17 protein-coding genes are annotated in these 22,630 nt (G+C 51.1%); 10 read left to right on the top strand and 7 right to left on the bottom strand.

The window, feature by feature from the left end; genetic code table 11:
• Positions 1-11: 11 nt before the first annotated feature.
• The 5 genes from ACY0JR_RS02940 to ACY0JR_RS02920 all read left to right on the top strand — a co-directional run bounded on the left by ACY0JR_RS02940 (position 12) and on the right by ACY0JR_RS02920 (position 7,802).
• Complete coding sequence (locus tag ACY0JR_RS02940; RefSeq protein WP_462632363.1) at positions 12-824, top strand: glycogen/starch synthase; 813 nt, start codon at positions 12-14, stop codon at positions 822-824.
• On the top strand, positions 808-2,214 hold the full coding sequence (locus ACY0JR_RS02935) for a DUF4270 family protein (RefSeq protein WP_462632362.1): 1,407 nt from the start codon (positions 808-810) through the stop codon (positions 2,212-2,214). Before ACY0JR_RS02940 ends, ACY0JR_RS02935 begins: the two co-directional genes overlap by 17 nt.
• Before the next feature lie 45 nt (positions 2,215-2,259).
• On the top strand, positions 2,260-4,098 hold the full coding sequence (gene glmS / locus ACY0JR_RS02930) for a glutamine--fructose-6-phosphate transaminase (isomerizing) (protein ID WP_462632361.1): 1,839 nt from the start codon (positions 2,260-2,262) through the stop codon (positions 4,096-4,098).
• A gap of 386 nt (positions 4,099-4,484) precedes the next feature.
• Positions 4,485-6,506 (top strand): DUF1800 domain-containing protein, encoded by a 2,022-nt coding sequence (locus tag ACY0JR_RS02925; RefSeq protein WP_462632360.1) that lies wholly within the window; start codon positions 4,485-4,487, stop codon positions 6,504-6,506.
• A gap of 27 nt (positions 6,507-6,533) precedes the next feature.
• Positions 6,534-7,802: a DUF1501 domain-containing protein gene (locus tag ACY0JR_RS02920; RefSeq protein ID WP_462632359.1), complete on the top strand. Its 1,269-nt coding sequence runs from the start codon at positions 6,534-6,536 to the stop codon at positions 7,800-7,802.
• 447 nt (positions 7,803-8,249) lie between these two features.
• Here the strand turns inward: ACY0JR_RS02920 and ACY0JR_RS02915 are convergent, their stop codons facing one another.
• Positions 8,250-8,663: a hypothetical protein gene (locus ACY0JR_RS02915; RefSeq protein WP_462632358.1), complete on the bottom strand. Its 414-nt coding sequence runs from the start codon at positions 8,661-8,663 to the stop codon at positions 8,250-8,252.
• A 48-nt stretch (positions 8,664-8,711) separates the two neighbouring features.
• Between ACY0JR_RS02915 and ACY0JR_RS02910 the strand changes: the two genes are divergently transcribed.
• A complete protein-coding gene (locus ACY0JR_RS02910; RefSeq protein ID WP_462632357.1) occupies positions 8,712-9,095 on the top strand; it encodes a RidA family protein in 384 nt (127 codons plus the stop codon).
• Between the two features lie 91 nt (positions 9,096-9,186).
• On the opposite strand, the gene ACY0JR_RS02905 is transcribed toward ACY0JR_RS02910, so the two are convergent.
• Entirely contained in the window at positions 9,187-10,179 is a 993-nt protein-coding gene (locus tag ACY0JR_RS02905; protein WP_462632355.1) for a YihY/virulence factor BrkB family protein, read from the bottom strand.
• 188 nt (positions 10,180-10,367) lie between these two features.
• On the opposite strand from ACY0JR_RS02905, the gene gltX reads away from it, so the two are divergent.
• The 3 genes from gltX to ACY0JR_RS02890 all read left to right on the top strand — a co-directional run bounded on the left by gltX (position 10,368) and on the right by ACY0JR_RS02890 (position 13,276).
• Positions 10,368-11,906, top strand: a complete 1,539-nt coding sequence (gene gltX / locus ACY0JR_RS02900; RefSeq protein WP_462632354.1) for a glutamate--tRNA ligase — start codon at positions 10,368-10,370, stop codon at positions 11,904-11,906.
• 231 nt (positions 11,907-12,137) lie between these two features.
• Positions 12,138-12,500 (top strand): hypothetical protein, encoded by a 363-nt coding sequence (locus ACY0JR_RS02895; protein WP_462632353.1) that lies wholly within the window; start codon positions 12,138-12,140, stop codon positions 12,498-12,500.
• A 14-nt stretch (positions 12,501-12,514) separates the two neighbouring features.
• On the top strand, positions 12,515-13,276 hold the full coding sequence (locus ACY0JR_RS02890) for a TIGR00266 family protein (RefSeq protein WP_462632351.1): 762 nt from the start codon (positions 12,515-12,517) through the stop codon (positions 13,274-13,276).
• A 250-nt stretch (positions 13,277-13,526) separates the two neighbouring features.
• Here ACY0JR_RS02890 and ACY0JR_RS02885 read toward each other — a convergent pair whose 3' ends face one another.
• Positions 13,527-15,047, bottom strand: a complete 1,521-nt coding sequence (locus ACY0JR_RS02885; RefSeq protein ID WP_462632350.1) for a GH3 auxin-responsive promoter family protein — start codon at positions 15,045-15,047, stop codon at positions 13,527-13,529.
• Between the two features lie 315 nt (positions 15,048-15,362).
• A complete protein-coding gene (lptB, locus tag ACY0JR_RS02880; RefSeq protein ID WP_462632349.1) occupies positions 15,363-16,094 on the bottom strand; it encodes an LPS export ABC transporter ATP-binding protein in 732 nt (243 codons plus the stop codon).
• A 179-nt stretch (positions 16,095-16,273) separates the two neighbouring features.
• Between lptB and ACY0JR_RS02875 the strand changes: the two genes are divergently transcribed.
• Positions 16,274-17,026: a glycoside hydrolase family 25 protein gene (locus tag ACY0JR_RS02875; RefSeq protein ID WP_462632347.1), complete on the top strand. Its 753-nt coding sequence runs from the start codon at positions 16,274-16,276 to the stop codon at positions 17,024-17,026.
• 109 nt (positions 17,027-17,135) lie between these two features.
• On the opposite strand, the gene ACY0JR_RS02870 is transcribed toward ACY0JR_RS02875, so the two are convergent.
• The 3 genes from ACY0JR_RS02870 to recJ form a co-directional block, all read right to left on the bottom strand.
• A complete protein-coding gene (locus tag ACY0JR_RS02870) occupies positions 17,136-17,507 on the bottom strand; it encodes a spore germination protein GerW family protein (RefSeq protein WP_462632346.1) in 372 nt (123 codons plus the stop codon).
• A gap of 167 nt (positions 17,508-17,674) precedes the next feature.
• A complete protein-coding gene (locus tag ACY0JR_RS02865; RefSeq protein WP_462632345.1) occupies positions 17,675-20,620 on the bottom strand; it encodes an alpha/beta hydrolase family protein in 2,946 nt (981 codons plus the stop codon).
• Positions 20,621-20,906: 286 nt separating this feature from the next.
• A complete protein-coding gene (gene recJ, locus ACY0JR_RS02860; protein WP_462632344.1) occupies positions 20,907-22,613 on the bottom strand; it encodes a single-stranded-DNA-specific exonuclease RecJ in 1,707 nt (568 codons plus the stop codon).
• Between the last annotated feature and the right edge of the window lie 17 nt (positions 22,614-22,630).

Here is a 22,630-nt window from a genome sequence, read left to right as displayed (position 1 = left end):
ACTCCAACCCTATGTCCAAATTGAGAATCTTATACGCGGCCACTGAGATTGATCCCTTTCTGCAAACCACAAAAGTAGCGGAATTCCTGAGGATGTTGCCACAAGCGATGCAAGAGCGGGGGATGGAAGTAAGGATTTTTGTGCCTCGGTTTGGTTTGATCAACGAGCGCAAGAACCGTTTGCACGAGGTAGTTCGCCTTTCGGGCATCAACATCGCCGTAGGCGAAGAGGAGAAGCCCCTGATTATCAAGGTGGCCTCTATCCCAAATGCCAAACTCCAGGTTTATTTTATTGACAACGAAGACTATTTCCACCGCAAGTCCGTTTTGGTGGACAAAGACAACAAGTTTTACCCGGACAATGATGAGCGTGCCATCTTCTTCTGCAAGGGTGTTCTGGAAACGGTGAAGAAACTGGGCTGGGCGCCGGACATTGTGCATTGTAATGACTGGATGACGAGCTTAATTCCGTTGTACCTCAAGAGCACCTACAAGAACGATCCTATCTTCAAGACTTCTAAGTCTATTTTCTCTGTCTACAACAGTGAGTTCACCCACAAGTTTGAGGGCGATTTGCTGGAGAAAGCTAAAATGCTGGACATTGAAGATGACATGCTGGTGAATCTGGGAACGGGAGATTTTGGGGCTTTCATCAAAATGGGATTGCAGTACGCTGACATGGTGATCAAGTCTAACGAAGACTTCAGTGACAACTTAAACGCCTTGTTCCAGGAGTATAACAATACCAAGCAGATCAACACCATTAGCTCAGACGAAAACACTCTGGATTCTTACTTTAACTTGTATAATGAACTTGCGAATTAGTAAAGCAGCTGCTGTACTCTTTATTTTCTCTTTCCTATTTGCCTCCTGCGAAGACCCCACTGCCATTGGCCTGGAACTGCAGGAACCGGGTACTCAGATTGGGACTTCTTATACAGACACTTCTACAGTAAGAGCTTCCACTGTTTTATTGAAAGACTCCATTATTGGCTTGGGTGCCACGCGGGTACAGGTTGGTAGAATCTCTGATCCGGTTTTTGGAACCCTAACCGCCAGAACCTACGCCGAGTTTGCTCCAACCTCCTTCCCTACGCATCCAGACTCCATTGATGTTTCTAAAGGAGCCGACTCCCTGATCATTAACCTGGATTATAACTATGCTTTTGGTGACACCACCAAGGCAATAGGCATGAACGTGCATCGGCTTACCCAAGCCTTCAGAGATGATGAGACGTATTTCATCAATGAGGCATTGACGTACAACAACACAGCGGTTGGTTCCATTACCTTTACACCGCGGCCCAACACCACATACAGAAGCACCACTGACACTACGCAGAGGCTTCCTGTTCTGGTAAGAATAAAGCTTACCGGTACTTTCGCGAACGAGGTGCTTCAAACTTTGGCGCAAACCACCAGCAGAGATGCATTCATCAGCACCATCAATGGCTTGGCGCTGGTACCTTCTAACGGTTCTGATCCACAGGGTAGCATTGTTGGGTTCCTGCCTATTTCTACCAACACCAACCTGATGCTGTATTACAAGTCAAAGAAGAACATAGCTAAGACAACTACCTTGCTCTTCACAGACCGGTATTACAACCAGATTGAGGCAAACAGAGCCGGAACCGTACTAGCGTCTTTGAACACCAATGCCAGCAGCTTATCTTCTACCAATGCGGGCAACCGTACCTATCTGCAGGCGGGTTCGGGCTTAGTCACCAAAATAGAACTGCCTTACATTGCGAACCTTCGCCAAAATATTCCGGGCACAGACAAGAACCTGGCTGTAAACAAAGCCGAACTGATTATTCCTGTCTTAGAATCATCTGTTCTCACAAAACAGGATTCTGCTTTACTTCCTCCGGTTATCTCAGTGGTAGAAGCTACTGCCTCTAACAGAATAGCCTTAAATCAGGGTATTCCAAGTGCTTTGCTGGCAGAAGGTAGCACAGCACCGGCTACCCTTCAGTATAGAGGAAAAAAAGGCGGTTATGTGTATGTCGTGAATATTACCAGCTACATGCAGAACCTGCTGTACAACAGAAGAGCGAACAACGGTCTAATTCTTTTGCCTTCCAACATAAGCAGCACCCTCTCCACGCCCACCAACATGGCACAAACCGTGAACCGGGCTATCTTGGAAGCAAACCAAAGCCCTGGCGCTGAGCGCCGGATCAGGCTTAGACTTTTCTATTCAACTGCTCAATAACAATCATTTATTCATACCCCCAGCTAAACAGTAGAGTACAGTACCATGTGTGGAATAGTAGCGTACGTTGGGCAGAGAGAAGCCTGCCCCATTATTTTGAAAGGATTGAAGCGTTTGGAGTACCGGGGCTACGACAGCGCCGGTGTTGCTTTGCTGAATGAAGGTGATCTTAAAGTCTTCAAAAAGAAGGGCAAAGTAGCCGATCTGGAAGCCCATATTGGCATCCAGAACACCAGCAGCACCATTGGCATAGGCCACACCCGTTGGGCAACCCACGGCGAGCCGAATGACGCCAATGCGCACCCGCATTATTCCAACTCCAAGAAGATCGCCATTATCCATAATGGTATCATAGAGAATTACGCTTCTCTTAAACAACACTTGATTAACAAAGGCTACGAGTTCCACAGTGATACAGACTCTGAGGTATTCATTAACCTGATTGAAGATGTGCAGAAGAACAGCAACGTCTCTCTGGCCGAAGCGGTGCGTTTGGCTCTGCATGAAGTAGTAGGAGCCTATGCTATTGTTGTTCTTTCGCATGATTCCCCTACCCAGTTAGTAGCCGCCCGCAAAGGCAGCCCGCTGGTGATTGGCGTAGGCAAAGGAGAATACTTCTTGGCCTCAGATGCCACTCCTATCATTGAATACACCAATGAAGTAGTGTACCTCAATGATTTTGAGATTGCCGTGATCAGAGATGGCGTGTTGGACATCCGGACCAAAGAAGACGTGGTGCAGACGCCCTACATCCAGAAGTTGGAACTGGAACTGGAAGCCATTGAAAAAGGCGGTTATCCGCATTTCATGCTGAAGGAGATCTTTGAGCAACCTCGTTCTATTCTGGACAGCATGCGTGGTCGTTTAGTGGCTGAAAACACGCAACTGACCATGTCCAGCATCAGAGAGTACGCCACCCGCTTCAAGAACGCTGATCGCATTATCATTGTGGCCTGTGGAACGTCATGGCATGCTGGCTTGGTAGCTGAATACATGATTGAAGAGTTTGCCCGTATCCCAGTAGAGGTAGAATATGCCTCTGAGTTCCGTTACCGGAACCCGGTAATCCGGGAGGGAGACATCGTCATCGCTATTTCCCAATCTGGGGAAACCGCCGATACCCTGGCCGCTCTGGAATTAGCGAAGTCAAAAGGCGCTATGATCTTTGGGGTGTGCAACGTAGTGGGTTCTTCTATTGCCCGTGCCACCGATGCCGGTGCTTATACTCACGCTGGTCCAGAGATTGGGGTTGCCAGTACCAAGGCTTTCACGGCTCAGGTAACGGTTCTTTCCCTCATCGCCATGATGCTGGCCGAAATGCGGGGTACCATGGAGCTTTCGGCGCTTCGTCACATGATGATAGAGATGGAGAAAATTCCGGCTAAAGTGGAGCAAGCCCTTCAGCTAGACAAAGAAATTCAGGCTATTTCTGAGATCTTCAAAGATGCCTCTAACTTCATTTACCTGGGACGTGGTTTTAACTTCCCGGTAGCGCTGGAAGGTGCCTTGAAACTGAAAGAGATTTCTTACATCCACGCAGAAGGTTACCCAGCGGCAGAAATGAAGCACGGTCCTATCGCGTTGATTGATGAGAACATGCCCGTGGTGGTAATTGCGACCAAAGACAGTTCTTACGAGAAGATTGTTTCTAACGTACAAGAGGTAAGAGCCCGTAAAGGCAGAGTCATCGCGATTGTCACCGAAGGTGATACTGTGATTCCGCAGATGGCCGAATTTGTGATTGAGGTGCCTAGCACCCATGAAGCCTTGATGCCTTTAATCTCAGTGATTCCGTTGCAGCTTTTGAGCTACCACATTGCCGTACTACGCGGCTGTAACGTAGACCAACCGCGTAACTTAGCCAAGTCGGTGACGGTTGAATAAGAACATCATGCTATAGTTGAAAGGGGGAAGCTAAATGGCTTCCCCCTTTTTTGTTTATTTTATTAGGAAGCGCTTTCCCCGCTTTCGTTTCACTCACTCGCCCCTGGCGAGTGGTATTGGGTTTTCATTTATTTTCAAGTTCTACCCTTTACATTTTAGCCTTGTTTCCATAAAACAGGGCTAAAACATAAATTACTTCTGATAAGAAAATATAGTTCTAACTTAAACAGAGGAAGGAACATACAACCGAAATTTTATCACTAGCCTTTAAACCTTTTAGTGCTTTTTTCATCTATTGTAAACAAAGCGGCTCATCTTTTGAGAGACAACACGCCACCCTGAAGCGAAAATACCCTTCCCTTTTCCACAACTCACTTCTACGGCATATGAAAAGCGTTTACAAACTTTCTTTTATCATTCTGTTCCTGGTGGCGGGAGGAGTGTTGCTATCTTCCTTCGGAGGTAAAAACGCACTGGCAACTAAATCTCCGAAGTTTCCTTACAAGAAAGCGGGGCTGACGGAACGCCAGGCGGCTGCGCATTTACTCAGCCGTTTCACGTACGGGGCCAAGCCGGGCCAGGTAGAGGCCGTGGTGGAAATGGGACTTGAAAAATGGTTTATGCAGCAATTGCAGGCCGAACTTCTGAGCCAAGGGTTAGACAAACGGTTAGCCCGGTTTGAAACCCTTAAAATGACGAACCAGCAAATCGCGCAGACTTTCCCGCAGGGAGGGCAGGTGCTGCGAATGGCTATCAAAGAAGGAATCATTGATAAAAACGACATCAAAAAGGACGCGGCAGACAAAGAGAGCAAGCAGGAATACAAAGACAAACTGGAGGCGTACATGCAGCAAAAAGGGTTTAAACCGCAGCGCGTTCTGTACCAGGAATTAATCAATCAGAAGATTCTACGAGCCACTTACTCAGAAAACCAATTGCAGGAAGTTCTCACAAGCTTTTGGTTCAACCATTTCAACGTATCACTTACCAACAAGAACAGCGCCCTGTACCTGACCTCGTATGAACGCGATGTCATTCGGCCGAATGCGTTGGGTACGTTTGAGGCACTTTTACTTGCCACAGCGAAGTCACCGGCCATGCTCACGTACTTAGACAATTTCAAGAGTACCTCTCCTACTATAACACTTACCCCGGCTCAGAAACAACGGCAACAGCGCCAAATGCAACTGGTGGAGCAAAGACAAGCCCAAGACACGTCCATGCTGCAGCGGCAGGTTGCTGAACAGGTGAAAAAGGCCAGGAAAGCACAAGGGCTGAACGAAAATTACGCGCGGGAAATCATGGAACTACACACCCTGGGCGTAGACGGAGGCTATACCCAACAAGATGTAACCCAGGCCGCTCGCGTCTTAACCGGCTGGACCATTAACCCCGCCGTAGACCGCTACAGTCTGAATAACGCCAACGCCGCTATCAATAATCCCAAACGTGCCCAGGCCTTTGCCAAGCAGGGTTTTGTGCAGGAAGGCGACTTTCTTTATGCCTCCAACCGCCATGACAAAAGCCAGAAAGTAGTGTTGGGCACCACCTTTCCGGCCAACGGCGGGTACGAAGAAGGCATGCAGTTGATTAAGTTGTTAGCCCATCATCCGGCCACGGCTAGGTTTATTTCTACCAAACTGGCTGTTCGCTTTGTGAACGACACCCCCCCGCAGAGTTTAGTAGATAAAATGGCGAAAACCTTCACAGAGCAAAACGGAGACATCCAGCAAGTTCTTCTCACCATGGTCACTTCTCCCGAGTTCTGGAGCAAAGAAGCGCTGCGGGAGAAAACAAAGTCGCCGTTTGAGTTGGCCATCAGCTCTGTTCGCAGCCTCAATGCCGAGGTAAAAGCTCCTTATCAGCTCTACACTTGGATTACGAAAATGGGCGAGCGAATGTACTTCTACCAAGCCCCCACCGGCTTCCCCGACAAAGGCACTTACTGGATTAATACGGGCTCCCTGCTGAACCGCATGAACTTCGGCCTGGCCTTGGCCTCGCAGAAAATACCAGGCATTTCCTTCGATCTAATGGCGTTGAACCAAAACCGGGAACCGGAGAGCGCCGAGGCGGCCTTGCTCACCTATAGCAAATACCTGTTGCCGGAACGCGACCTCAACGAGACGATCAAACGATTAACGCCTTCGCTCAAGGACCCCAGTTTCGGGCAGAAAGTAGATGCCGCCGCGAACAAAAACCAACCCGCCGCACCACTTGAGATGATGGAGTTGGAGGAGGAAATGATAACTCCCAGGAAGAACCCCGAAAAAGGCGCAGGCCGAAAGAAGTTAGGGCAAAGTAACGCTGCTTTGTCAGTAAACAGGCCAACAACTACCGGCAACGCGCCCATGCTTGCGCAAGTAGTGGGCATCATTATTGGTTCTCCTGAGTTTCAGCGCCGATAATCTTAAAACAGGCAAAAAGAACGCGTCATGACAACAAGAAGAGGGTTTCTAAAATCAGGGGCTTTGGCGCTTTTCGCGGCAGGGCTGGGCGGCGTGCCCAACTTTCTGGCACAAGCGGCCAGTACCCGCAAACTGGTGCTACCGTACAAGAAAAACAAAATTCTGGTCTGCATCTTCCAACGTGGGGCCATGGACGGCTTAATGGCCGTGACACCCTTCACCGATGTGCATCTGCAGAAGGCCCGGCCCAGCTTGTTTATGACCGCCGCCAAGACAGCTGCCAATCCCCTCCTGGACTTAGACGGACGTTTCGGGCTACACCCGGCCATGCGCGCCTTTGAACCCTTGTTCCGGGAAAAACGATTAGCCATTGTACACGGCATGGGGTCGCCCAACCCTACCCGCTCCCACTTTGATGCCCAGGATTACATGGAGGCCGGCACTCCCTTTGACAAAGGCACCGCGAGCGGCTGGCTTAACCGGGCAGTTGGCTTGATGGGGCATGAGGCGGCCACGCCGTTTCAGGCGGTAAGCCTTACTTCTTCTTTGCCCCGATCGTTTTACGGCGACAACGCCGCGATTGCCATCAGCAACATTCAGGATTTTAATATTCAGATGCGCGGCAACCAAAATTCCGCCAAGGTAGCCTCCCAAAACTTCGAGGATTTGTATGACCAGACGTCTTCTTCGCTGCTGAACAAAACCGGGAAAGAAAGCTTTGAAGCCCTGAAGATGCTGAACAAGGTAGACACCAAGAACTATATTCCGGCCAACAAGGCCGTGTATCCTAACAGTCCCCTCGGGAACTCGCTTAAGCAGATTGCCCAATTGGTGAAGATGGATGTAGGCTTGGAAGTCGCCTTCGCCGAGTCCGGCGGATGGGACACGCATTATAATCAAGGTACCGCCCAAGGCACGTTCGCCCGCAACGTGAACGACCTAAGCCAAAGCATTACCGCCTTCTGGACCGATTTAGATGCCTACCAGGATGACATAGACGTGATGACCATGACCGAGTTCGGCCGTACCGTGCACCAGAACGGCAGCAATGGCACCGACCATGGCCGCGGCTCCTGCCTGTTCCTCCTGGGCAACAATGTAAACGGCGGTCTGGTACACGGAAACGTTCCTGCCTTAGCCATAGAAAACCTGGAAGACGGCCGCGACCTTCCCGTCACCACCGATTTCAGAAGCATTTTCAGCGAAGTAGCCGGAAAACACCTCCACATTCAAAATGACAAAGCCCTGTTCCCTGACTTCAAGGGCGAAAAAATAGGCGTGATGCGCCAAGCTTGATTCTGGAGTTAACTGCATCAACTCTTAGAAACAGAAAGAACAGTTTTACGGCTGTTCTTTCTGTTTCTAAGCTGGTTTTAGGAAAACGGCCTGAAAGTGACCTTACTTTCCCCAACTACTTTCGCTGGTGCGAGCGCCCCGCTCGTGTCCGCACGCGTTGCAAAGAGTCCCTTGATTCTGGGTTTTCAGAGCTTCTGTAGGCTGGTTTATTCTTCTGGTTTCCCACACCCCCTTTGTCATCTTGGAAAGATCTTGTGGGCGAACTAGAGAAGCCTTAGAGAAACGCCACTACCGCTGGCCCACAAGATCCTTTCAGGATTACGTAAAGGGATAATCTGTAATGCGTACGGACACGAGCGGGACGCTCGCGCCAGCGGAAGGCCCACGGAAGGACCAAAAAATTTATTCTGTTTTGAGGCTGTTTTGGCCAAAAGAGGCAATAAGCCTCTATTTCTTATTCTTCACCAATTGATACAGGGAGGCCAGGAAGACGAAGGCTTTGTCTACTGCTCGTTGAGAATCTTCGCGGAGCGTGACCACTTCCAAGACTTCGCGGTTGATGAGGGGCTGGCCTATGAAACCGGCTAAGTGGAAGTTGAGCGGGGCATACGCCGAGGCGAACTCCGTTAGGTTCACATGATTCGCGTTGAAGAATACGGTGAGTTTGTCGCCTTTGCCTTGCTGGTTGTACTGGGCCAGGCGCTCTGGTTGTTCATGCAGCAGTAAGTCAATCACTAAATCCGCTTGCGGAAGCCACGCTTTCAGTTCTGCCGGGTCCTGCAAATGGAGGTAGGCTCTATTATAGAATTTCAGGCTAACCTCTGCTTCCTGCTCTTCGGTTGCCAAAACCAATGTGTTCATATTTCTGTACCTTTAACGGCATAAAGATACTGATTAACCTTTTCGTATATGGCAACCAACATCATAGAAAGCAAACAAGCACCGGCTCCTATCGGGCCGTACAGCCAGGCCGTATTGGCAGGCAACACCTTGTACATCTCCGGGCAAATCGCGCTGGACCAGGATTCTGGCCAACTGGTGCAGGGAGATATCCAGACTGAAACCCATCAGGTGATGAAGAACCTGCAGTTCATTCTGCAGGAAGCGGGCATGGACTTCAGCAACGTGGTGAAGTGCAGCATCTTCGTGAAAGACCTGGGCAACTTCGGGGTAATTAATGAGACGTACGGCAGCTATTTCACCAGCAATCCGCCCGCCCGCGAAACCGTAGAAGTAAGCCGCTTGCCCAAAGACGTGAACGTGGAAATCTCCTGTATTGCGGTGAAATGGTAACGCTGATTTGAAGATGTGGAAATGTGAAGATTAGGAAATTCTCCTAAACGTTTTTCCATTTCCACATCTTCACATCTCCTAATCACCAAATTCAATCACAGTCTACTCCCCGGGCTTTGGCCTCATTGGGGCCGGGCTCGTCGTTGACGGGGGCATGGCCTACTTCCACTTCTTTGTTGATGACGCGTACGGCGTAGTCAGACGGGTAAATATCGGCTCCGAAGCGGCGGGCGTAGACCAGGGTGAACTGGGCACCTAAGAAAATGATCTGGGAGGTGTAGAACACCCACGTGAGCACCACAATCACCGAGCCAGCGGCCCCGTAGATACCGGCAAAATCACTGTTGCCTAGGTAAAGCCCGATCAAGGACTTGCCTAAGGCGAAAAGCAGCGCGGTCACCAAAGCGCCTTTCCAGACATCGCGCCATTTTATCTTGGCATCTGGCAGGAATTTATAGATCAAGGCGAACAGGAACGTGACCACCACGGTGGAGAAAACGAAGTTGGCCACTTGGGTAAGGTGCAACAAAGAAGGGTCAATCCGGTCGGCCAGGAACGAGGTAATGGCTACCAGAATGGCGTGTACCATCAAACTCACCAGCAGCAGAAAGACAATGGCCATGATCATGGCAAACGACAGCAGCCGGTCCAGTAACAGCTTCAGGTACTCGTTGCGGGGTTTCGGCTTTACGCCCCATATCTGGTTCAGAGACTCCTGCAAAGACACAAACACCCCGGTGGCACCTATTAGAAAGGTAAATATCCCTACCACGGTGGCAAAGGTGAAGTCAGAAGACTGATTGATGTTTTCCACCATCTCCTGAATATCATAGGCCCCTTTGCTGCCCACTAACTCCCGTAACTGCTCATACACCCGCCCACGTACGGCATCACGCCCAAACACGGCTCCGGCGGTATTGATCATGATAATGAGAATGGGCGGCAGCGCGAAAATGGTATAATACGCTAACGCAGCCCCTTTCTGGAAGGAGTTTTCATCCAGAAAGTCGAACCACACTTCCTTGAAGATATTCCAGGTTTCTGATAACTTCTCTTTGAGCATGTGATAGATTTTCTTCCTCATACGTACCAGCGGCCGCAGGTTACAAACTTCTTGAGCTACAGTTACTTTCAAGTGCTTAAATCCATCCATTCTGCCGTCCTCTCACTATCTGACAATAGTTACCACACTTCTAAGGATTTAAGCGTAAAAGCTTTACGGAAGACGTGAAATACCGTACTTTTGCACCTCGATTGACATACCTATACAACATGGAAAGAGAAGTACGAGTACGCTTTGCCCCTAGCCCAACCGGGCCGCTGCACATTGGCGGGGTACGCACAGCGCTGTATAATTACCTTTTTGCTAAAAAAATGGGCGGTAAAATGATACTGCGCATTGAAGATACAGATCAAACCCGCTTTGTGCCCGGCGCCGAGCAATACATCTTTGATTCCCTGGAGTGGTGCGGCATTAAGCTGGACGAAAGCCCGGTGCACGGCGGCCCGCATGCCCCTTACCGTCAGTCTGAGCGCAAGCCCATGTACATGGACTATGCCCTGCAACTGGTAAACGCTGGCCATGCCTACTACGCCTTTGATACCGCCGAGGAACTGGAGGAAATGCGTGAGCGCCTCAAGGCTGCTAAAGTAGCTACCCCGCAGTACAACGCCATCACCCGCGCCACCATGAAGAACTCCCTCACCCTGCCCGAGGATGAGGTGAAGCGTCGGCTGGAGAGCGGAGACCCATACGTGATCCGTCTGAAGGTACCACGTAAAGAGGAAATTCGCCTGAAAGACATGATCAGAGGTTGGGTAATGGTGCATTCTTCGGCCATTGACGACAAAGTCCTGATGAAGTCCGATGGCATGCCTACCTACCACCTAGCTAACATTGTGGATGACCATTTAATGGAAATCACCCACGTGATCAGAGGCGAGGAGTGGTTGCCAAGTGCCCCGTTGCACGTATTGCTGTACCGCTACTTCGGGTGGGAAGATACTATGCCAGAGTTCGCGCACTTGCCTTTGCTGCTGAAGCCAGACGGTAACGGAAAGCTGAGCAAGCGTGACGGTGATAAGTTAGGTTTCCCGGTATTCCCGTTGAACTGGGTAGATCCGGTGACCGGCGAGAAATCAAGCGGTTACCGTGAGGCCGGTTACCTGCCAGACGGTTTCGTGAACTTTTTAGCATTTTTAGGTTGGAATCCGGGTACGCAGCAGGAGATCTTCACCATGGAAGAACTCATTGAAGCCTTCAGCATTGAGCGCATCGGGAAATCCGGTACCCGCTTTGACATCCAGAAAGCCCGTTGGTACAATGAGCAGTACCTGCGCGCCAAACCAGACGCAGAGTTAGCCCAGTACCTGCTGGCGGCTCTGCCGGAGCAAGGCATTGACTGCTCTCCGGAACGCGCCGAGAAGATTGTGAGCCTCATGAAAGAGCGCGTGACTTTCCCACAAGATTTCTGGAAAGAAGCCGCTTATTTCTTCGTGGCGCCCACACAATACAATGAGCAGGTAGCCGCCAAGAAATGGTCGGCCGCAGCGGCCGGAGCTTTTGAGCAGTTCAGAATCGAGCTGGCTTCTCTGCCAGAGTTCAACGCTGATACGGTGAAAGCTTTGTTGCTGCAGATTCTGGAGCGCAATGGCTTGAAGATTGGCCAGGTGATGCAAGCTTTGCGAATTGCCTTAACCGGCGTAGAAGCAGGTCCAGATCTGATGGCTATCATTGAGATCATCGGACGCGAAGAAACCGAAAGCCGTATTGACGCTGCTTTAACTAAACTGGCTCAGTACGCCGCTTAATCTCAATTCCTACCTAGCAGAGAATTAGGATCCATTTGGTTTAGGGGCTGTTTTATGCAAAACAGCCCCTAAACGTTTTAGGTCCAACATGAAATCCGCCGTCATAAACTAGCGCCTGGTGCTTGCTTATGACGGCGGATTCTTTTTAATTCGTTTATCCTTCTGCCAGATTTCCCGTTTGTAGTAAAAGCAACTGGCCCGGCGGCTTGCCTGGGCGTAAATTCTACTACTATGGCAAAGAAGAAAGCAGACAAGGACAAACCAGAGAATAAACCGGAGAAAAAAGCGAAGGTACACCCTGAACTGGAAGGCTTCGAGATCAAGATCAATCCCTTAGGAGACATTACCTCTAACTTCAACATTGACCAGCTCAATTCTTTCCTGGACCGCAACGTCTCAGACAAGAAACTGGTAGGCGACCAAGGCAAGAAGCGGGCGCAGGAAGAAGACGAGGAATTTCCTATTGAGGAAACCGTGGACGAGGAAGAGAGCGAGGAGGATTTCTTCAAAAAAGGGGCATCTTTTGACGATGAGGCCGATGATGACTTCTCTGACAAAGGGAAACCAACGGACCCCAAGCCGAAGAAAAAATAAACCTAACTCCATATATGACATCCCACGAAGTAGATTACCGCATTTACGGCGCAGATATTCAGGTGCTGGAAGTAGAACTAGACCCGCAGGAAACCGTAATTGCCGAAGCCGGTGCCATGGTGTTCATGGAAGACGGCATTCAGTTTGAAACCAAAATGGGCGATGGCTCCAACCCCGCCTCGGGCTTCTTAGGCAAGCTGGTGCAGATGGGCAGCCGCGCCATTACCGGCGAGTCGCTGTTCATGACGCACTTCACCCATCGTGGGTACGGCAAAGCAAAAGTAGGCTTCTCGGCTCCTTATCCCGGCACCATTATGCCTATTAATTTGGCGGAGTTTCCGCAAGGGCTGATCGTGCAAAAAGACGGATTCCTGGCCGCCGCACTGGGCACCAGAATCGCCATGCACTTTAACCAACGTTTGGGCGCGGGCTTCTTCGGGGGCGAAGGTTTTATCATGCAGCGTCTCACCGGCGATGGCTTGGCCTTCATCCACGCGGGCGGCACCGTCATTGAACGGCACTTGCACAATGAAACCCTACGCGTAGATACCGGTTGCGTAGTAGCCTATGAAAACGGGATTGATTTCGATATTCAGCGGGCAGGCGGCCTGCGTTCCATGGTGTTCGGGGGCGAAGGTCTATTCCTGGCCACACTTCGTGGCACTGGTCGGGTTTGGATTCAGTCCATGCCAGTGAAAAAACTCATCCAGGCCCTGATGCCAAACGGAGGCAATGCTAACAAAGAAGGTGGTTTGTTGAGCAGTTTCCTGGAGTAGAAGACTTTTTCATTACAGTTTTACCAAAACACCGCCTTTAGCGGTGTTTTGTGTTTTAGGGTTATTTTGGCGAAATACGGCTTGAAACGTACAATATAGGAGCAATTCTCTGGCGGTTGCTCTGAACGTTAACTGATTGGCATTTTCTGCTATCGTAGGACAGGTCGCGACCTGTCCGTACATTCTCTGGGAATAGCATGTGGAATGAGAACGGGCTACCACTAGGGATTGCCTCTACCTGGAATGGCCTCTACTGAAGGTTATTCACGGCCAGAATCTCTTCCAGGTACTCGCGGTTATTGGCCAGACGCGGGACTTTGTGCTGACCGCCCAATTTGCCTTTGTGCTGGAGCCAGTTGAGGAAAGAACCGGAAGGGGCTACCGTAATCAAGGGGGCTCGCAGGGCCAGGTCTTTCTGGCGTTTGGCGTCGTAGTCTGAGTTGACGGTGCGCAGGGTCTGGTCCAGCACCTCGGTGAAACGCTCTATACTGGAGGGTTGTTGGGAGAACTCAATGACCCATTGGTGCCCGCCTTTGCTTTTGCCTTCAAAGTACACGGGAGCGGCTGTGAAGTTGGTGATGGTGGCCCCGGTGGCTTCGCAGGCCTTGGTAATGGCGGTCTCGGCGTTCTCTACTACTACCTCTTCGCCAAAGGCGTTGATGAAGTGCTTGGTACGACCCGAGATCTTGATGCGGTATGGGTCCAGCGACGTGAACTTAACGGTATCACCAATCTTATAGCGCCACAGTCCAGCGTTGGTGGAGATGATGAGGGCGTAGTTTTTGCCTAGTTCCACCTGGTCCAGGGTCAGTACTCTTGGGTTTTCCTGCTCGGCTTCTTCCATGGGGATGAACTCGTAGAATACGCCGTAATCCAGCATCAGGAGCATCTCGTCTTTCAGGCTGGGCTCGTCCTGTATCCCGAAGAACCCTTCTGAGGCGTTGTAGACCTCCAGGTAGTTCATCTTGTCTGACGGAATCAACTGCTTGAACAGCTCGCGGTACGGCCCGAACGCCACGGCGCCGTGGGTGAACAGCTCCAGGTTGGGCCATACTTCGGTGATGTCTTTGGCGCCGGTTTCCTCTAAAATGCGGTTTAAGAGCACGTAGGTCCAGGTGGGCACGCCCGAAAGGCTGGTCACATTTTCTTTGACGGTAATCTCCACCATCTTCTCAATTTTCTCTTCCCACTTGTCCATAAGCGCTACCTTGAGGGGCGGCGTGCGCATGGCCTCGGCCCAAAGGGGCAGATTCTGCATGATGACCGCCGAGACATCGCCGCAGCGGGTGTCTGCGTTGAACTCATTGGGATGGTGGCTGCCACCAATGGAAAGGCCCTTGCCCGAGAAGATCTTGGTGTCTGGGTAGTTGTTCACAAAGATGGAAAGCATGTCTTTGCCGCCCTTGTAGTGACAGTCTTCCAGCGCCTCTGGGGTGACCGGAATGAACTTGCTGCGGGCGTTGGTAGTCCCAGATGATTTGGCGAACCACTCCACTTTGCTGGGCCATAGCACGTTTTGCTCGCCGCGCATGACCCGCTCAATGTACGGGTACAGGTCTTCATAGGCGCAGATAGGCACGCGTTCCTGAAACTCCCGCACACTTACATTGTCTGCGTAGCCGTATTTCTGACCCCATTCGGTGTTGCGGGCGGTGGAGATGAGATTGGAAAACAATTCGTTCTGCACATCATGCGGATACTTCCTGAAGAGGTCTATCTGGTGAATCCTCTTTTTCATTACCCACGTCACAAGCGAATTGATTATCTCCACGAATTAGATTGTTAGTTGTTGGTTGCCCTGCTTACGTTTTCAGGTTGTCATTAGCCGATTTGATAAGGCTGTTGATTGACAGAGGAAGCTTTTGCAGATTCTGGAATATGTGCTTGTACTGCTCTTCAGAGATTTAGTTTCTAACCAGTGATGTAAGCCAGGAAACCACCCCCCAGTTATTTGTCATCCTTAAAGGATCTTGGTTGCAAAGGGTAATTGCGCTGAAAAAAGCCTTTCTAGTTCGCCCACAAGATCCTTTCAGGATGACAAAAGAAGAAAGGCCCATTAAATCAGCAATTAACAACAAACAATCAATTACACTTTCCGCTTCAGCTCGAAGTGCTTGCCCAGGTACACGCGGCGTACTTGCTCATCGGCGGCCAGATCCTCGGCGGTGCCGGCTTTCAGGATTTTGCCTTCAAACAGCAGGTAGGCGCGGTCTACGATGGAAAGGGTTTCGTTCACGTTGTGGTCCGTGATGAGTATGCCTATGTTCTTGGTCTTCAGCTTGGCTACAATGGTCTGGATCTCTTCTACCGCAATAGGGTCTACGCCGGCAAAGGGTTCGTCCAGGAGCACGAAAGACGGGTCTACGGCCAGGGCACGGGCAATCTCGGTACGGCGGCGTTCGCCTCCGGAGAGCACCACGCCTTTGTTCTTGCGCACGTGCGTGAGCGAGAATTCCTCCAGCAGTTCCTCCACCTTCTCGCGGCGGGCCTGTTTGCTGATGTCCGTCATCTCCAGCACCGACATGATGTTCTCCTCCACCGTCAGGTCCCGGAACACCGATGCTTCCTGGGCCAGGTAGCCTACGCCTTTCTTGGCGCGGCGGTACATGGGCAGTTCCGTAATATCTTCCTGGTCCAGGTAGATACGTCCGGAATTGGGTTTCACCAGCCCTACAATCATGTAGAACGAAGTGGTTTTCCCCGCACCGTTGGGCCCCAGCAGCCCTACAATTTCGCCTTGGTTTACCTCCACGCTCACATCGTTTACCACCGTGCGAGACTTGTATTTTTTGAACAGGTTTTCAGAACGTAAAATCATTGCCTAAAATTAAGGAATAAACCTCAGATGTAGTACGCTAACGTGAAAGAGCGCCCTTACGTACACTTTGTACTTAAGGTTTTGGCTTACAGTATAATTAATCAAATAATGTGATGGTTACCTAGGAATATTGCTTGCGGAAGAGGCCATTTAGCCGTAAATTTCATACTCATTCATACATGCACTTTCTTCCAATGTCTTCCATGCTCAGGAAAGCTATATACAACTCAGGTGTGGCCATGGTCTTACTCACCTTCTGCCTGACGTTGCTTAGCGCGGGCTCCGGCCCTTCTTCTTACTTGCATGGCATTGATGTGTCCCGTTACCAGCGAGAGGTAGACTGGAAACACGTGAAAGACTCCAACATCAACTTCGCTTTCATCAAGGCCACAGAGGGCGATTTCCTGAAAGACCCTTACTTTGACCGTAATTGGGAGCAAAGCAGCCAGCAGGGCATTAAACGTGGGGCCTACCATTATTTCTTGCCGTGGGTACCCGTAGAGAAACAAATTGCTCATTTCAAAAGCGTGGTTACGTTGCAGCCCGGCGACCTAGCTCCCGTGCTGGACGTAGAAACCTTTGCCCAAGACGTGACTGATGCCCAGATGCGCAGCAATATCCGCGAATGGCTTTCTGCCATTGAGGCACATTACGGTGTAAAACCCATCATCTACACCTATCAACGGTTTTACGACCGCAAGTTACGCGGCCATTTCCCAGACTATCACTTCTGGATTGCCCGCTACCAGAACGCAGAGCCTACCACCCATCCAACGGACAAGATGGCTTTCTGGCAGTATTCTGAAAAAGGCATCGTAAAAGGGATTGACGCGCCGGTAGACGTGAACTGGTTCTATGGTTCCTTAGAAGACCTCAGCACCTACTGCGTTCCCACTCCCGTGCCTAGCTCGGCCATTGCCCAAACCAAGTAGTTTCCCAGCTCTTTTCCAGAAATCAGGCCGAAAACAAAGCAGTAGCCAGGCTGAAATTTTTCATTTAGTTTACCTCTGCGCTGATTCATGATTTGTTCGCTTGAACAGGTTACTTTCTGCGTTTGGCCAGCAGCCAACCAACGGTTAACCCAAGAGCTGCTCCCCACAGAAATGGCTGCGCTGATGACACCGGAACAAACCTGGTTTTCTCGGCGGTCACCTCAAAGACTCCTTTGGGAATAGTGAACACACCTGCACCCGCGCCTGACCCTTCTCCTTCGGCGTTCCCCGGTGCTTCGGCTTTCTTCTTTCCTTGCCCGAAACCTCCGCCTAGTCCTAAGGCTAGTTGTGCCACCGGAATAATGGTTTTTCCCTGTGTTTCTATGGGTTCTCCAAAAATGTTTTGGATGGAAGCATTCTGGTTCAGGCTAGCCATGACCAAGGCACCTATGTTTCTGTCTTCTGAGGGAGTAGTTTCCATGCTATCAATACGTTTTCTCCGCTTCTGTACCGCACTCCTCGGCAGAATGTTACCGGTTTCTCTTGGGTGCTAAATGCAAGCGCACGCTTCTGAAAGAAAAAGCCCGGCTCCTCCAGAAGAGAAACCGGGCTTTTGAGGTTGTTTCCAGAAAAGGAACCTGAAAACGTTTATCTGATAGTGGCTGGCGGCGCAGTAGTAGCGGCAGTAGGTTGCTGACCGGGCGTAGGCGTGGCTACGGCAGGCTCTTCAATCAATTCCAGCCCGTATTCTTTGCCTTTCACCAGGGTTGGTACACCTTTCTTCATCCAGGCGGGTTCTGGGGCTCCTTTCAGGTAATGGTCGAAAAACTGCGACATGCGTACCGAGAGGTCTTTGCGGTTCTTGCGTTGCACCAGGTTATGGGCCTCGCCGTTGTACACCAATAGCCACACCGGTTTGCTCAGGCGGCGTAGCGCCATGAACATTTCAATGCCTTGGTACCACGGAACGGCGCCGTCATTGTCGTTGGCCATCATCATGAGCGGCGTTTCAATTTTGGGCGCATAGAACAAGGGCGAGTTCTCAATGTATTGCATGGGTTTCTCCCACAGCGTTCCACCTATTCGGCTTTGCGTGCGCTCGTACTGGAACTGGCGGCTGATGCCGGTTTCCCAACGTATTCCGCCGTAGGCGCTGGTCATGTTGCTCACGGGCGCTCCGGCCATGGCGGCTTTGAACATATTTGTACGGGTCACCAGATAAGCCACCTGGTAACCGCCCCAGCTTTGTCCCTGCAAGGCCATGTTCTTCTCGTCTACAAATCCTTTGGCCACCAGGCTTTGCACGCCCGGAATGATGCTGTGGTACGCACTTTCACCAGGATACCCTTCTTTGTAAATAATGTCTGGCACAAACACCAGATAACCTTGGCTTACGAACAGCGGAATGTTGATGGTAGAGGCACTTGGGGCTGGTGAACGGTAGTTGTGCAGGGTCTCGGCGTTGCGCTCATAGAAGTACACCACCATCGGGTATTTTTTCTTCGGGTCGAAGTTTTCCGGTTTGAACAGCAGTCCTTCCAGCGGAACACCATCATCTGACTTCCAGTCTACCAATTCTACGCTGCCCCACAGGTACTCGCTCTGCTGCGGATTGGCGTTGCTGATTTTCTGCGGCGTAACGAAACTGGTGTTGGTGACCCACAAATCTGAGTACTCTTTAAAGCTGGCTTTCCGGAAAACGAGGCGGTCACTGTCTTTGGCTTTGCGAACGCTCACAAAGCTATACGGCTCCATTAAAACTTTCTGCGGGGCTCCGGCTTTGGTCACGTAGTCGGTGTAAAAACCGGCATCTTTGGTCTTCAGGTTCAGGGTACGCAGCAGCAGTTTGTCTTCCGATGGCACCACGCGCTGGCTAGGGTTAAGACTCAGGTAACTGAATTGCAGATTATTCTGGCGTCCGTAGCCATCAGTTATGTTCACGGCCGCTGCTTTCCCCGCAGGGTCTAAGCGCCACAGGTCATAGCGGTCGTTCACGATAAGGTATTGGTCATCTTTCGTCCAGCCGGTTAGTCCATACTCATCTGGCAATACCGGCATGTCATGCTGCTCATCGTAGAAGGCCACTTTCAACTTTTTGGTCAGGTTCACCGGTGTACTGGCTTTCACAGACATGGCTTTCCAGGAACTATCTGACGGTTCATACCAGTACAGGTATTTGCCGGAGGGCGAAAGTCTAGGCGTGCCGCGCGTATCTTTCACGGCTAGTTTTCGGCTTCCGTCCTTTAAATCAATAAGCCAGGTGTCTTGCCGTGAAGGGGTGTCATAGCCTACACTCAGAAGGTAGTTCACGCTGCTGCTTCCTACGGCTACATCGGCGGTACGCCCGGGGTTTAACGAAACGTCTGGAATCTCCAGCGTTGCTAACTGTACTATTTTCTTGCCTTTTATGTCATATACGGCCAGAAACGAGCGTTTCTGCTCGCGCTCCAGTTGCTTTAACTGCATGGGCTGAATCAAGGGATCGCGGTAGGTCCAGACATCCAGACTTACTTTGTCTTCGTCTAGCTTGGTGGTGTCTTTCTCGTATTGGGTAGGGCGCGGGAAAGTCCCGAAAAACAGGCGGTTGCCGTTGTCTGAGAAGCCTAGCTGCGCGTGTTCGCTCACCATCCATTTGGCGGGCATGCCTTTGAAGGTGGTATCTGCAATGACGCGGGCGCGGTTGTCTTTGGCGGTCCAGTGCTGTAATAGGAAGTACCTGATGTCTTTGCCCGTGCTGTCCTTGCTGGACACAAACGCCAGTTGCTCGCCGTCTTTGTCTGCTACCAGGTTTTTGTACGTCACGCGGCCGCTGTCTACCGGCACGGTTTTACGCGCCGAGGTACTGAACGCGTACACGCCTCCTTTGTTCAGCGAATCTTTGGCGGCTTTCACGAAGAACAGTCGGTTGCCATTGTCTGAGAACAGGAAATCGGTGACGCGGTCAAAGCGGTATTCCTGCCCGGTAGGCAAGTGGCGCAAAACCAGCTCAGTAGGGTCACCACCGCCAGAACGGGCGGCTCCTGCCCCGCCGGCTCTTCCGGTAGGTCGGCTAGGTGCCGGGGCTACGGCCGGAGTAGTTGCCTTGGTTTTGCTGGTGTCTCTGGCAGCTTTCGTGTTTACCGGAGCTTCAAGATGATAGGCCAGCCATTCGCCGTTCTGCTTAGGTAGTTTAAAGGACTTCACACGGGCCACGTACTGCGGGGTGCCTTTGGCCAGGTCCAGAATGGCCAAGGAGTCTTTCGGCATTTCCTCAGGCTTTTTCTTCTTCAGCTTGGCTTGCCGGGTGGCCGCAAAGGTAGGCTTTACCTGAAAGATGGCATATTTGCTATCAGACGTGAAAGCGCTGCGATAGCCCCGGGGAAACACCTTGCCGGAGTTCTGACTCAAGTCCCGCAGGTGCAGCACGCCGTCTCCCTCCTGCGGATTAACGGCATACAGCAGGTATTTCCCGTTATTGGAGAGCGAATCTGCCTCCACGCTTTTCCAGGAGTCATACACCTCATGGGTCAATACTTTTTTGGCCGCTGTTTGCGCCTGCGCCGAAATTGCGCCCGCACTCAGCAATAGCCCCGCCAAAAGAATTTTAGGTTTCATGTTAGGTGGAGGTTGTTAGGGTAGTGTATGCTTAAAAATACACTATCTCCTAATTAGTTGCGAACTTACTTCCACCTAATTCCTGCTTTTGTCCTGATTTATGGGAAATAGCTTTAGAACAGAATTCCAGCGCAACAGCTTCCCTCCAATAATTATGAAGATGTAGGGGCAATCCCTTGTGGTTGCCCTAAACGATTAGAAACGCCAAAGGGCAACCACAAGGGATTGCCCCTACTTTCTGTTTAGGCCTTGTTTATGAAAAACGGGCAAAAACCCGTTCTAAAAATTACGCAAAGCGGATGTCCTTGATACGGAGCTGTAAAGTGACGTTCCCCCGGAAAACATTTTCTTCAATGCAGTAGCACACATCAAACGGAATGCCTTTCTGAATGCGCGGGTAATATTCGGCCATGCCGAAAGCGATGGCGTCAAAGAATGTTTCGCCGTCTTGGGTAAGCCGAAGCTTAAGATGGGCATCTCCTACCACGCGGGCCGAACCGGTGTCATACACGCAGGTGCTCATGAACACGGGGGCCATGTTGCCGGGTCCGAACGGCTCCATCTGCTTGAGGATGTTGAAGAACTTCTGGGTGATTTGGTGCAGTTCCAGCGGCATGTCTATCTCTACCATGGGCACCAGTTGCTCCTCCAGAATGGTTTTAGCCACGATTTCCTCAAAACGCTCCCTAAACGCAGGCACGTTCTCTACGGGCAGCGTGAGCCCGGCGGCATACATGTGCCCACCAAACTGGTCCAGCAAATCTGCGCACGCCAGAATGGCCTGGTGTACGTCAAACCCATGCACCGAGCGGGCCGAACCCGTGGCTTTGCCGTTTGACTCCGTGAGGATGATGGTGGGGCGATAATACTTTTCAATGCAGCGCGATGCCACAATGCCTACCACACCTTTGTGCCAGTTCTCTTTGAACAAGACCGTTGAGCGGGCATTCCGCAGAAACTCATCTTCCTCAATCATGAGCAAGGCCTCTTTGGTAATGCTGGTGTCATGCCCGCGCCGCTCTGAATTGGAGACATTGATGTTTTTTACCATCTCCGTTGCTTCTTCCTTGGTCTTAGCCAGGAGCATAGCTACGGATCGTTTGGCATCGCCCATGCGGCCGGCGGCATTGATGCGCGGCGCAAACCCGAAGACAATTTGCGTGATATCCAATTCGGTACGAAGCTCCGCCAGTTCTTTCAAGGCCTGCAAACCCGGACGTAGCACGCCATTATTTAGACGCTGTAAGCCGTGGTAAGCTAAGATGCGGTTTTCTCCCGTAATGGGCACAATATCGGCGGCAATGCTTACCACCACCAAGTCCAGGAGTTCAAAGAGGGGTTCCTCGTTGATGCTTTGTTGCTGGCAGAAGGCTTGCATGAACTTGAAGCCTACGCCGCAACCCGCCAGTTCTTTGTATGGGTACGGACAGTCGGCCCGCTTGGCGTCCAGCACGGCCACGGCCTGGGGCAGTTCCTCATCGGGTAAGTGATGGTCGCAGATGATAAAGTCGATGCCTTTGGTAGTGGCGTACGCAATCTTGTCAATGGATTTCACACCGCAGTCCAGCGAGATAATCAGGCTGAACCCGTTCTCCTGCGCCCAGTCAATGCCCTGATTCGAAATTCCGTAGCCCTCCGCGTAGCGGTCTGGGATGTAGTATTCTATCCGGTCCTCAAAAAATCGCTTCAGAAACCCGTACACCAACGCCACCGAGGTAGTACCGTCCACGTCATAATCGCCGTAAATGAGAATGCGTTCCTGCTGGTGCAGTGCCTCTAACAACCGATTGACGGCTTTGTCCATGTCCTTGAGTAGGAAGGGATCGTGCAGGTGTTCCAGGGAGGGCCGGAAAAAGGCTTTGGCCTCGTCATAGGTGCAGATTTCCCGTTGGCAGAGAATGGCGGCCAAGGTGGGCCCAATGTTCAGGCTATCGACTATTTTCTGTACTTTTGCGGCGTCCGGCGCTTCCTTTACTACCCATCTTTTCTGCATCGGTTGTTGCTGCGGCT

It is taken from the genome of Rufibacter sp. JT3400010 (genome assembly GCF_054956755.1).
Note: the sequence above shows the minus strand (reverse complement) of the source record. Positions and strands in the feature narration are given on the sequence as shown.

What these genes read in the sequence shown, in the direction of transcription:
- ACY0JR_RS02915 (WP_462632358.1), bottom strand. Translation starts at nt 8,663, where the DNA reads ATGAACACATTGGTTTTGGCAACCGAAGAGCAGGAAGCAGAGGTTAGC.
- ACY0JR_RS02870 (WP_462632346.1), bottom strand. Translation starts at nt 17,507, where the DNA reads ATGGAAACTACTCCCTCAGAAGACAGAAACATAGGTGCCTTGGTCATG.
- ACY0JR_RS02920 (WP_462632359.1), top strand. Translation starts at nt 6,534, where the DNA reads ATGACAACAAGAAGAGGGTTTCTAAAATCAGGGGCTTTGGCGCTTTTC.
- glmS (WP_462632361.1), top strand. Translation starts at nt 2,260, where the DNA reads ATGTGTGGAATAGTAGCGTACGTTGGGCAGAGAGAAGCCTGCCCCATT.
- recJ (WP_462632344.1), bottom strand. Translation starts at nt 22,613, where the DNA reads ATGCAGAAAAGATGGGTAGTAAAGGAAGCGCCGGACGCCGCAAAAGTA.
- ACY0JR_RS02910 (WP_462632357.1), top strand. Translation starts at nt 8,712, where the DNA reads ATGGCAACCAACATCATAGAAAGCAAACAAGCACCGGCTCCTATCGGG.
- lptB (WP_462632349.1), bottom strand. Translation starts at nt 16,094, where the DNA reads ATGATTTTACGTTCTGAAAACCTGTTCAAAAAATACAAGTCTCGCACG.
- ACY0JR_RS02895 (WP_462632353.1), top strand. Translation starts at nt 12,138, where the DNA reads ATGGCAAAGAAGAAAGCAGACAAGGACAAACCAGAGAATAAACCGGAG.
- ACY0JR_RS02875 (WP_462632347.1), top strand. Translation starts at nt 16,274, where the DNA reads ATGCACTTTCTTCCAATGTCTTCCATGCTCAGGAAAGCTATATACAAC.
- ACY0JR_RS02925 (WP_462632360.1), top strand. Translation starts at nt 4,485, where the DNA reads ATGAAAAGCGTTTACAAACTTTCTTTTATCATTCTGTTCCTGGTGGCG.
- ACY0JR_RS02890 (WP_462632351.1), top strand. Translation starts at nt 12,515, where the DNA reads ATGACATCCCACGAAGTAGATTACCGCATTTACGGCGCAGATATTCAG.
- ACY0JR_RS02865 (WP_462632345.1), bottom strand. Translation starts at nt 20,620, where the DNA reads ATGAAACCTAAAATTCTTTTGGCGGGGCTATTGCTGAGTGCGGGCGCA.
- ACY0JR_RS02940 (WP_462632363.1), top strand. Translation starts at nt 12, where the DNA reads ATGTCCAAATTGAGAATCTTATACGCGGCCACTGAGATTGATCCCTTT.
- ACY0JR_RS02905 (WP_462632355.1), bottom strand. Translation starts at nt 10,179, where the DNA reads ATGAGGAAGAAAATCTATCACATGCTCAAAGAGAAGTTATCAGAAACC.
- gltX (WP_462632354.1), top strand. Translation starts at nt 10,368, where the DNA reads ATGGAAAGAGAAGTACGAGTACGCTTTGCCCCTAGCCCAACCGGGCCG.
- ACY0JR_RS02935 (WP_462632362.1), top strand. Translation starts at nt 808, where the DNA reads ATGAACTTGCGAATTAGTAAAGCAGCTGCTGTACTCTTTATTTTCTCT.